Below are 11,036 nucleotides of genomic sequence, written 5' to 3'. Positions count from 1 at the left end.
GCCGCGCGCCTTCTCTTCAGGCGCCTTGTCGATCTGGTCGTAGGCAGTGAAGGTCGCGCCGCCGGTCTCCGCCAGGATCTTCGTGATCGCAGCCGTCAGCGACGTCTTGCCATGGTCAACGTGACCGATGGTGCCGATGTTGCAGTGCGGCTTCGAACGGTTAAACTTCTCTTTGGCCATGGGACGCTCCGTTGGGTCTCTCTGGCGTGATATTCAGGGTGATGGAAATTCAGGCCGACGCGATCACGCGTACTTGGCCTGAACCTCCTGAGCTACGTTCGACGGCACCTGCTCGTAGTGGTCGAACTGCATGGTGAAGGTGGCGCGGCCCTGGCTGAACGAGCGCAGGGTGTTCACGTACCCGAACATGTTGGCGAGCGGCACCATCGCGTTGATCACGTTGGCGTTGCCACGCATGTCCTGGCCCTGAATCTGGCCACGACGAGAGTTCAGATCGCCGATGACGGAGCCCGTGTAATCCTCGGGGGTCACCACCTCGACCTTCATGATCGGCTCCAGCAGCACCGAGCCGCCCTTCTGCAGGGCCTCACGGAAGCCAGCGCGAGACGCGATCTCGAACGCGAGAGCGGACGAATCCACTTCGTGGAACGCGCCGTCGATCAGCTGAACCTTGACGTCCACCACCGGGAAGCCTGCCAGAACGCCGGCGCCGAGCACGCTTTCGAGGCCCTTCTGGACGCCCGGGATGTACTCCTTCGGCACCGCGCCGCCGACGATCAGGCTCTCGAACTCGAAGCCCTTGCCGACTTCGTTCGGCTCGACCACGAACTTCACCCGCGCGAACTGGCCGGTACCGCCAGTCTGCTTCTTGTGGGTGTAGTCCACCTCGGTCTTCTTCGTGAGGGTCTCACGATAGGCGACCTGCGGCGCGCCGATGTTGGCGTCCACCTTGTAGGTGCGCTTCAGGATGTCGACCTTGATGTCGAGGTGCAGTTCGCCCATCCCCTTAAGGATGGTTTGGCCGCTCTCGTGGTCGGTCGACACGCGGAAGGACGGGTCCTCGGCGGCCAGCTTCGACAGGGCGATGCCCAGCTTCTCCTGGTCGGCCTTGGACTTCGGCTCGATGGCGATCTCGATGACCGGCTCCGGGAACTCCATCTTCTCAAGGATGACGGGCTTCTCGGTCGAGCACAGCGTGTCACCGGTGCGGACTTCCTTGAGGCCCGCGAGAGCGACGATGTCGCCCGCATAGGCTTCCTTGATGTCCTCGCGGTTGTTGGCGTGCATCAGCAGCATCCGACCCACACGCTCGCGCTTGTCGCGAGTGGAGTTCAGGAGGCTCATGCCCGCTTCCATCACGCCCGAATAGACGCGGCAGAAGGTGATGGTGCCCACGAAGGGGTCGTCCATGATCTTGAACGCGAGGACAGACAGAGGCTCGTCGTCAGACGGCTTACGGTCGGTCTCTTCCTCGGTCTTGAAGTCGATGCCCTTGATCGCGCCACGATCGATGGGCGAAGGCAGGAAGTCCACAACAGCATCGAGCAGCGGCTGCACACCCTTATTCTTGAAGGCAGAGCCACAGAACACGGGGTTGAACTTACGGCCGATCACCGCCTTGCGGATGAGGGACTTGAGGGTCGCCTCGTCCGGCTCGGTGCCGTCCAGGTAAGCAGCCATGGCGTCGTCGTCGAGTTCGACAGCGGCTTCCACCAGCTTGTTCCGGTACTCGGCAGCCTTGTCGGCGAGATCCGCAGGGATCTCCTCGTCATGGTACTTCGCACCGAGAGCCTCATCCTCCCACACGACCGCCTTCATGCGGACGAGGTCGATGATGCCCTTGAAATTGCTTTCCGAGCCGATCGGAAGCTGGCAGCAGACAGGATTGCCGGCCACGCGGTCCACGATCATGTCGACGCAGCGGTAGAAGTCGGCACCGATCTTGTCCATCTTGTTGACGAACACGATGCGGGGCACGTTGTACTTGTCTGCCTGACGCCACACGGTCTCGGTCTGCGGCTCGACGCCCTGGTTGCCGTCCAGCACGCACACGGCGCCATCCAGCACGCGCAGCGAGCGCTCCACCTCGATGGTGAAGTCGACGTGCCCGGGGGTGTCGATAATGTTCAGACGCTTCCCGTGCCAGAAGGCGGTCGTCGCGGCAGACGTGATGGTGATGCCGCGCTCCTGCTCCTGGGTCATCCAATCCATGGTGGCAGCGCCATCATGGACTTCGCCAATCTTGTGGCTCTTGCCGGTGTAGTAGAGGATCCGCTCAGTGGTCGTGGTCTTGCCAGCATCAATGTGCGCCATGATGCCGAAGTTGCGGTAGTCCTCGATCGCGTGAGTACGGGGCATGGGAAGCGTCCTCTCCGATCACCAGCGGTAGTGCGAGAACGCCCGGTTGGCCTCGGCCATACGGTGCGTGTCTTCGCGTTTCTTCACGGCTGAGCCGCGATTGTTAGCGGCATCGAGCAGCTCGGCGGAGAGACGCTCCACCATGGTCTTCTCGTTGCGCGCCCGAGCGGAGGCAATGAGCCAGCGGATCGCCAGGGTCTGGCGACGCTCGTTCCGCACTTCCACGGGAACCTGGTAGGTCGCGCCACCCACGCGGCGGGAGCGAACCTCCACCGCCGGCGCAACGTTCTCGAGCGCCTGGATGAACACATCCACCGGATCGTGCTTGGCCTTGGCCTCGACCACGTCGAGGGCGCCGTACACGATGGACTCGGCGACCGACTTCTTGCCGTCGCGCATCACGGAATTCATGAAGCGCGAGAGAATGGTGGATCCGAACTTCGGATCCGGAATGACTTCGCGGCGCTCGGCCTTGTGACGACGGGACATTTCTTAATTCCTCGCTTCAGCCGATCACTTGGGCCGCTTGGCGCCGTACTTCGAGCGGCGCTGCTTACGGTTCTTGACGCCCTGCGTGTCGAGCACGCCGCGCAGAATGTGGTAGCGCACGCCGGGAAGATCCTTCACGCGGCCGCCGCGGATCATCACCACGGAGTGCTCCTGAAGGTTATGACCCTCACCGGGGATGTAGCCGATCACTTCGTAGCTGTTGGTGAGCCGCACCTTGGCAACCTTACGAAGGGCCGAGTTCGGCTTCTTCGGGGTCGTGGTGTAGACGCGCGTGCACACGCCGCGCTTCTGAGGGCTCGCCTGGAGCGCCGGCGCCTTGTCCCGCGCCTTCTGCGCTTCCCGCGGCTTACGGATCAGCTGGTTGATCGTCGGCATGTACGCCTTCGCCTCGTCCTGATCTGCGGCCTCGGCCGCAACTTAAGTTCGACGACCTTTCGATCGCCACGACTGGCCACCTCGCGGCGGCCCGATGAATTCCCTTTGACCACCCGAGAATCGGGCGATCGCACCACGAACAGAAAAGGCGCCGCTCGCCACCACACACCGGCAGCGAACACGCCTTGCTCGCGACAGAGGATCACAACGCGCATGCCTCAGGGACAAACCCCAAGATCGCGCCGCGATCATGCACCTGAAGTTATCGCAGTGCTGTTCCTGGCAGCGTTTCGGAACCCTGAGAGACGCTGCGACTTGTGGGCTTTCGCCCGAGTCTGGAAATGCGTCTCTCGCTGAGGCACCGACCGCCTGCCGCGAAAGTGGGCTGCTTCTAGCCGCAGAGTCGCTCTGCGTCAAGAGTTTCAACGCTTGCGTGGCCGAAAAAGGGGCCGCGACCATGTTTTTCATCGCCCGGCGAAGGTCTAGCATCCCCAAGCGATGGGATTTATGACAGCGCCAAAGCAAAGGGCGCGGCACCCTGGCGCCGCGCCCCGTGTTCACCGATTCTTAGGGAATCAGCCGAGAAGGGAGGCGACGCCGTCGCGCTCTTCCAGGAGCTCCTTCAGGGTCACGTCGAACTTGGTCTTGGAGAAGTCGTCCATGGGCAGGCCCTTCACGACTTCGTAATCGCCATTGGCGCAGACCGCCGGCACGCCGAATACGATGCCCTCCGGCACGCCGTAGGAGCCGTCGGAGGCGACGCCCATGGAAACCCAGCCACCGTTGGTGCCATGGATCCAGTCGTGCATGTGGTCGATGGCGGCGTTGGCCGCCGAGGCGGCGGACGACAGGCCGCGGGCCTCGATGATGGCCGCGCCGCGCTTACCCACGGTGGGAATCAGGGTGTCGCGGTACCAGGCCTCGTCACCCACGAGCTCCGGCAGCGGCTTGCCCTTCACAGTGGCGAAGCGGTAGTCGGCATACATGGTGGGGGAGTGGTTGCCCCACACGGCCAGCTTCTCGATGTCCTGGCTCAGCACGCCCGCCTTCTTGGCGAACTGCGAGAGCGCGCGGTTGTGATCGAGCCGCAGCATGGCGGTGATGTTGCGGGCCGGCAGGTCCGGAGCGCTCTTGGCGGTGATGTAGGCGTTTGTGTTGGCCGGGTTGCCCACCACAAGCACCTTCACGTCGCGCTTGGCGACCTCGTTCAGGGCCGCGCCCTGCACCTTGAAGATCTCGGCGTTGGCCTGGAGCAGGTCGGCGCGCTCCATGCCCTTCGAACGCGGGCGGGCGCCCACGAGGATGGCGGCGTCAATGTCCTTGAAGGCCACCTTGGGGTCGGAGGTGATGACGACGTCGGCAAGGTTCGGGAACGCGCAATCCTCGAGTTCCATCACCACGCCGCCCACCGCGCCCTGGGCCTGCGGCAGGTCGAGAAGCTGCAGAATGACCGGCTGGTCCTTGCCGTACAGATCGCCATTGGCGATGCGGAACAGAAGCGAATAACAAATCTGACCGGCGGCGCCCGTGACGGCGACGCGAACGGCGGGTTTGGTCATGGGAAAATGCCCTTTGCCTTGAGTGAGCCCCGAAGGCTCGGGCGCGCAATCTATTCCGCCAGGCCGCGAATGCAAAGACGAATGCACACCAAGGTGCACCCCTGCCCCCGCTTCCTTCGTCTAGCATGGCCTTCGCCCGGCCGGGCCGCTAACCCTCTCCGCGCCATCGGCTCCGGCGCGGGCCGATGGCGAACGCGAAGGCCATTACGGCTCAAAGCCTCAGCGCACGCAGCAGGCGCCCCAGGTCCGCGGCCCCCTCCACGCGTGGCGCAGCCGTGCGCGGCTCTGGAACATGCCCGGCGCGCGCCGCCTCGCGCGCATCGGAGGGGCTCATGCCGAATTCCCGCCGGAAGGCGCGCGCGAAGCTCGACGGATCCGGAAAGCCGTAGTCCTCCGCAATGGTGGCGACCGTCCCGTGCGGCAGGGGGTCACGCAGCCGCCCCATGGCCGCGTGAAGCCTCTGGCTACGAATATAGGCCGCGACCCCGCCGATGTCCTCGAAAAGCCGGTAGAGCCGCGAGCGCGAAACGCCCACCGCCTGGCAGATGCTATCGGGCGTGAGCGCAGGCGACAGCAGCCGCCCGGCCACATGGGCGCGCACCCGCTCGCGCAGCGTGAGCTCTATGGCGCCTGCCGCAGCCGCACGGCTGTCGCCGTCGGCGCTCACCCACGCCACGAGCAGCGCCCGGGTGCTGTCGACCAGGCCGGGAAGGTCACTGCGCGAGAGCCCGCCCATATGCCGTGACAACGCCACCAGATAGTCCGACACGATGCCGGAAAAGGCCGTTTCAGGGACATGGCCTGGAATCGCGTCCAATGCGCCCGCCTCGCGCGTGAAAAGGTCGCGGCAGATGTAGACCAACAGCATGCTCGAATCATCGCTGGCCTGGTCGAAGCTGCGGCCGAGGTGGCGCATCCTCAGATGCCGGGACCCGGGCGCAAAAGGCGCCCCGAGGCCGGTCCCGGGCCGGCCCGTCAGCAGCAGGCACCAGTGGTCCAGGGCGGCGCGGCGCAGGTTGCGGTACCGCCGGCGAAATCCGGCACCGGGAAGGGCGGCCCGCACGAACGCCATGCTGCCGAGATCCCACACCTCCATGTCCGCGGCGAAGCCGACCCGCTGCGGCTCCACAAGCGAAACCTCCGCCGTTGCGCCGACGAAGCAGCGCCACGCTTCAAACTGGTCGCGCGGCGGAATGCCCTTGGTGCTGAAGCGCAGCGGCGCAAATGGCTCCGTGCCGACCGGCACGGCTGCACGTGTCATATGCCGGCCCCGCCCCTCGTCCCGCGACGACACCCTTCCCTCCCCCGCGTGCGATGGCCACAGCCGGATAACGACCAAGCAAGGATAGGGAGCGGCGGCCCAGAACGATAGTCAGGGAAGCCCCTGTCTACGCCATCAGAGGATGACGACGCGGTCCGAGAGCTCGTTCACTTCACCGGGGCGCTGAGGCATGGGTCCACCCAGCAGTTCGCCCGCCTTGCGCACGCCTGCCACGAGACCCTCCGCCAGGGTGCCCTGCCGGGTCAGGCGGGAGATGGAGTCTCGGATCTCAGCCCAGGCCACCGGCCCGAGCGGGGTGTGCACGGCATCGTCGGCCACCACCTCCACCAGCCGCTCGCGGGCGGCGACGAAGATGAGGATGCCGGTGCGACCGCCGGTCTGCGCCACGCCGTGGGCGAGGAAGGCCTCGATGGCGGCCGAGCGCGCCGCCGCCTTCAGCGCGAGGCGCGGCACCGCCCGCTCGATCATCTGCGGCATCATCAGGATGCCCGCGACCACGAGGAAGACGATGGCCTGGATCTGAAGAATGGCCAGAGCCGAGACCGGCCACACTGCCACCACCGCCCACGGCAACGCGAGTGCGATCAGCGACGACCACATCACGGAAAAGAACGGATGCTGCACCAGCGACGCGCGCGAAACCACCACGCGGATCTCGGCGGAGGTCTGCAGCTCGGCGGCGGCGATGGCCTCGCTCACCTCGCGGATGTCCTCCGGCGAGAGGCCGACCTCGATGGCCGCCGGGCTGGCCGCCGGCGTGGTCGCGGCGACATAGCTCATGTCCGCCTTGCGATCCACGACCGCTTCGGGCGGGGGGTCCTGTGTCGTCAGCAGCGCTGGCTTGGGCGGCGCCTGGGGCCGCCTGATGCGCCCCAATGTCGCCTGCGCTGCCGCCTCGGCGCGCCCGCCGCGCGTAATGCCATGTCGGCGATCAACCACCATGACGGTCTCCGGCCCCTGCACCCATGGTCGAACGCTCCACTCATGTCAGAAATGGTGCGCGAACACCAGCCTCGATTGCCTCTCCGAGCACAGCACGGGCACCGAACAATGCCCGTGGTTACCAGCGGCCCGAAGCCCCTCCCCCACCGGAGGAGCCGCCCCCGCCCGACCAGTTGCTCGAGCCGCCGCCCGAGCCGGAGCCCCAGTCGAAGGAGGACGAAGAACCACGGGAGCGCCGCCGCCCGGAAGGACCGCCGCCGCCGGAAATGCCGCGCCAGAGGATATAGAGCCACACCGCGATCACCAGCGCCAGCACCAGGAGGCCCAGCCAATCCTCCAGCGTCATCTCCTCCTCGGCGGCGCGGGCGCGGGCGCGCGCTTCCTCCGGATCGAGGTTGAGCACCTCAATGATCGCGTCTGTGCCCTTGGCGATGCCCTCCGCCATGTCGCCCGCCTTGAAGGCCGGCACGATGGCGTTGCGGATGATGGTGCTCGAGACGGCATCGGTGAGGATGCCTTCGAGGCCGTAGCCCACCTCGATTCGAACCTCGTGCTCCTTGGGCGCCACCAGCAGGAGCACGCCGTTGTTCTTGTCCGCCTGCCCAATGCGCCAGGCACGAAAGAGGGCATTGGCGTAGTCTTCTATCGCGCCGCCCTCCAGGGAGGGCACGGTGGCCACCACGAGCTGGTCGGAGGTCTTCTGCTCCTGCGCCGCAAGCTTCGCCTCCAGCGCGGTGCGGGCGGCGGGGCCGAGCACGCCGGCGGCATCCACCACCCGGCCCGTGAGCTCGGGAAAGGTGTAGGCCCGCGCCGTAGCCCCCGCGGCCAGCGCCAGGAGAAGGCCGAGCAGAAGCGCCAGCCCGCGCCGCCCGACGGCACGGAAAACGTCCGGGCGGCGAGACTGCCGGGCGGCGATGCTCACGCGGGATCCCTCAGTTGAACTTCACCTTCGGTGGCTGCCGCTGCTCCTCGGAAATGGTGAAGGTCTCCATAGGCTTGTAGGAGCGATAGAGAGTGGAGGCCCACAGCACGCCAGGGAAGGTCTTCAGCTCGGTATTATAAGCCTGGACAGCGCGGATGTAATCGCGCCGTGCCACGGCGATGCGGTTCTCCGTGCCCTCGATCTGCGACTGGAGGGCGAGGAAGTTCTGGCTAGATTTGAGGTCCGGATAGGCTTCCGACACCGCGATCAGCCGGCCGAGCGCACGCCCCAGTTCCGCCTGGGCGGCCTGGAATTGCTTGAACTTCTCGGGATCGGTGATGGTGGAGGCGTCCACGTTGATGGCTGTGGCCTTGGCGCGCGCTTCCACCACGGAGGTGAGCACGTCGCGCTCCTGGGTGGCGTAGCCCTTCACGGTCTCCACCAGATTGGGGATCAGATCGGAACGGCGCTGATACTGGTTCAGCACCTCGCTCCACATGGCCTTAGCCTGCTCCTCCGAGGTGGGAATGGCATTGACGCCGCAGCCCGCCAGCATCAGCGACACCATGACCACGAACAGGGGCACCCTCAACCCAGAGAGCCGCGCCGCGAACGAACCTGCCATCTTCCCCTCCCTTGCCCGTCGAGGGTTGCTCCTACCGCGCCACAGGCGCCGTGACCATGGGTCCAAAATCTGAAACGCGCCAGATTGACATCCATTCCCCGCTGCGCGCCTCAGACCGCCCCCAGGTACCCCGGCAGATCCTGCGCCTCGTCCAGATGCGAGAGCTTGATCGCCAGATCCTCCGCAAGGCCGATGTCTGTTTCCAGCAACCGAAGTGACATGTAGGAGCGATAGTAATTGCCCCACATGAACTCCTGGAATGGCGTGTCCTCATTGGCATAGGCCCGGCCGCGCACGCCACGCGCCAGGGTCCGCCAGGGGTTGTCCGTAAGGTCCTTCACGTTGGAAGGGATCTTCACGCAGGGCCGCCGGTTGCCGTCCATGTCGATGGGCCAGCACAAGTTCTCGCGCTCCATTCTGAGCCAGAAGGTGTGGAGATCGAGGTCGGAGAGGTCCGCCACCCGCGGACCCAGCACCGCCCTGTTCTCATCGATGCGCTGGAGCGCGCGGCACAGGTGGTGGTGATCCACCATGTAGAGGCGCCCATCGGGACCGGCCACGTGAGGAATCGGCTTCGACGCCACCAGAGCCTTCAGATCGCCCTTGGAGAGCGCGTCCATAGCCTTGGCACGGCGCTTCACCTCGCTCATGCCGAGCGTGAGCTGCGTGGGATGCAGTGCATCGATCCTCACTTCGTCGCCTTCCCGAAGCTGCCCCATCCGCGCCCCCCCCCGCAAATTCGCGCCGCGATGCCATTCGCCCGCGCGCATGCAAAATACCGCCGCGCCGCAGGCATGGCGAGGGTTCATCGCACATCCCCGCGACAGCGGTGCAAAGCCCTGCGCCCGGCCCCGGAAAACAGAAACGGCGCCCAGGGGCGCCGTTTCCATCCATTCGGTCGCAGACCGCGTCAGGCCGGCGAGATCATCTTCTCGGGGCGGACGATCGCGTCGAACTCCTCGTTCGTCACATAGCCGCCGCCCACCGCCTCGTCGCGGAGGGTGGTGCCCTTCTTGTGGGCGGTCTTGGCGATCTTGGCGGCGTTGTCGTAGCCGATCTTCGGCGCGAGGGCGGTCACCAGCATCAGCGAGCGCTCGAGACCCGCCTTGATGTTGTCCTCGCGCGGCTCGATGCCCACCACGCAGTGGTCGGTGAAGCTCACCGCCGCATCGGACATGAGCCGGACCGACTGGAGGAAGTTGTAGGCCATCACCGGGTTGTAGACGTTGAGCTCGAAGTGGCCCTGGCTGTCGGCGAAGGTGAGGGTGGCGTGGTTGCCGAAGATCTGGGCGCAGACCTGCGTCATGGCCTCGCACTGGGTGGGGTTCACCTTGCCGGGCATGATGGAGGAGCCGGGCTCGTTCTCCGGCAGCGCCAGCTCGCCGAGGCCGGAGCGCGGGCCCGAGCCGAGAAGGCGGATGTCGTTGGCGATCTTGAAGAGGGAGGCCGCCACCGTGTTGATGGCCCCGTGCGAGAACACCATGGCGTCATGCGCCGCCAGCGCCTCGAACTTGTTGGGCGCCGAGGTGAAGGCAAGGCCGGTAAGCTCGGCGATCTTGGCCGCCACCTGCTCCGCAAAGCCGACCGGCGCATTGAGGCCGGTGCCCACCGCGGTGCCGCCCTGGGCGAGCTGCATGAGGCCCGGCAGCGTCATCTCGATGCGCTTGATGCCGTTGGCCACCTGCTGGGCGTAGCCGGAGAACTCCTGGCCCAGGGTCAGCGGGGTCGCATCCTGAGTGTGGGTGCGGCCGATCTTGATGATGTGCTCCCACTGCGCGGACTTCTCCGCGAGGGCGCCGTGCAGCTTGTTCAGCGCCGGCAGCAGGCGGTGGGCGATCTCCTCCGCGCACGCCACATGCATCGCGGTCGGGAAGGTGTCGTTGGACGACTGGCTCATGTTGACGTGGTCGTTGGGGTGCACGGGCTTCTTGGAGCCCTTCTCCCCGCCGAGCATCTCGATGGCCCGGTTCGAGATGACCTCGTTGGCGTTCATGTTGGACTGGGTGCCCGAGCCGGTCTGCCACACCACCAGCGGGAAGTGCTCGTCGAGCTTGCCGTCCATCACCTCCTGGGCGGCGGCGGCGATCGCCTCGGCGACCTTCGGATCGAGCCGGCCCAGGTCGCGGTTCACCTCGGCGGCCGCCCGCTTGATGATGCCGAGCGCGCGGACCACCGGCAGCGGCTGCTTTTCCCAGCCGATCTTGAAATTGCCCAGAGAGCGCTGCGCCTGGGCGCCCCAGTAGCGGTCGGAAGGAACCTCGATCGGACCGAAGGTATCGGTCTCGGTACGCGTGTTCATGCGTATACCCTCTCTCCTAGAGCGTTTTCGGGCGAAGTCGACATCGGTTCGCAGAAGGAAAACGCCTCAACTCAAGGTCCGCGGCGTCCGTGCCCGGCTGTGGAACGCGGGAGCCCCTGAAATCGCGCGGCGGGCGGGCTCATAGCACGGTCGCGGAGCGACGGGGAGACATCCATCCGACCCAGGCATGGGCGGCGCCCCCG

At 66.1% G+C, this 11,036-nt stretch carries 11 protein-coding genes; all 11 read right to left on the bottom strand.

Annotation, left to right across the window (positions count from 1 at the left end):
- On the bottom strand, positions 1 to 180 hold a 180-nt coding region (locus tag V5F61_RS04160), incomplete at its 3' end, for a GTP-binding protein (protein WP_394104007.1).
- Between the two features lie 63 nt (positions 181 to 243).
- Positions 244 to 2,319 carry an elongation factor G gene (gene fusA / locus V5F61_RS04155; RefSeq protein WP_393990197.1) on the bottom strand — a complete coding sequence of 692 codons (2,076 nt, stop codon included), beginning with the start codon at positions 2,317 to 2,319 and terminating at the stop codon, positions 244 to 246.
- An 18-nt stretch (positions 2,320 to 2,337) separates the two neighbouring features.
- Complete coding sequence (gene rpsG, locus V5F61_RS04150) at positions 2,338 to 2,808, bottom strand: 30S ribosomal protein S7 (protein ID WP_393990198.1); 471 nt, start codon at positions 2,806 to 2,808, stop codon at positions 2,338 to 2,340.
- Between the two features lie 24 nt (positions 2,809 to 2,832).
- Positions 2,833 to 3,204 carry a 30S ribosomal protein S12 gene (gene rpsL / locus V5F61_RS04145; RefSeq protein WP_012113697.1) on the bottom strand — a complete coding sequence of 124 codons (372 nt, stop codon included), beginning with the start codon at positions 3,202 to 3,204 and terminating at the stop codon, positions 2,833 to 2,835.
- 575 nt (positions 3,205 to 3,779) lie between these two features.
- A complete protein-coding gene (locus V5F61_RS04140) occupies positions 3,780 to 4,763 on the bottom strand; it encodes a malate dehydrogenase (RefSeq protein WP_393990199.1) in 984 nt (327 codons plus the stop codon).
- A 211-nt stretch (positions 4,764 to 4,974) separates the two neighbouring features.
- Positions 4,975 to 6,024, bottom strand: coding sequence for a helix-turn-helix transcriptional regulator (locus tag V5F61_RS04135; RefSeq protein WP_393990200.1), 1,050 nt, complete (start codon positions 6,022 to 6,024; stop codon positions 4,975 to 4,977).
- A gap of 135 nt (positions 6,025 to 6,159) precedes the next feature.
- On the bottom strand, positions 6,160 to 6,987 hold the full coding sequence (locus V5F61_RS04130) for a TPM domain-containing protein (protein ID WP_393990201.1): 828 nt from the start codon (positions 6,985 to 6,987) through the stop codon (positions 6,160 to 6,162).
- Positions 6,988 to 7,105: 118 nt separating this feature from the next.
- A complete protein-coding gene (locus tag V5F61_RS04125) occupies positions 7,106 to 7,903 on the bottom strand; it encodes a TPM domain-containing protein (RefSeq protein ID WP_393990241.1) in 798 nt (265 codons plus the stop codon).
- A gap of 16 nt (positions 7,904 to 7,919) precedes the next feature.
- Entirely contained in the window at positions 7,920 to 8,534 is a 615-nt protein-coding gene (locus V5F61_RS04120) for a LemA family protein (RefSeq protein ID WP_393990202.1), read from the bottom strand.
- A 110-nt stretch (positions 8,535 to 8,644) separates the two neighbouring features.
- A complete protein-coding gene (locus V5F61_RS04115) occupies positions 8,645 to 9,226 on the bottom strand; it encodes a ParB-like protein (RefSeq protein WP_393990203.1) in 582 nt (193 codons plus the stop codon).
- Between the two features lie 218 nt (positions 9,227 to 9,444).
- The gene (fumC, locus tag V5F61_RS04110; protein ID WP_393990204.1) at positions 9,445 to 10,833 is read right to left on the bottom strand and encodes a class II fumarate hydratase; all 1,389 of its coding nucleotides are present in this window, start codon (positions 10,831 to 10,833) and stop codon (positions 9,445 to 9,447) included.
- Between the last annotated feature and the right edge of the window lie 203 nt (positions 10,834 to 11,036).

The sequence above is a fragment of the Xanthobacter sediminis genome, assembly GCF_043195015.1.
GTDB lineage: Bacteria > Pseudomonadota > Alphaproteobacteria > Rhizobiales > Xanthobacteraceae > Xanthobacter.
Note: the sequence above shows the minus strand (reverse complement) of the source record. Positions and strands in the feature narration are given on the sequence as shown.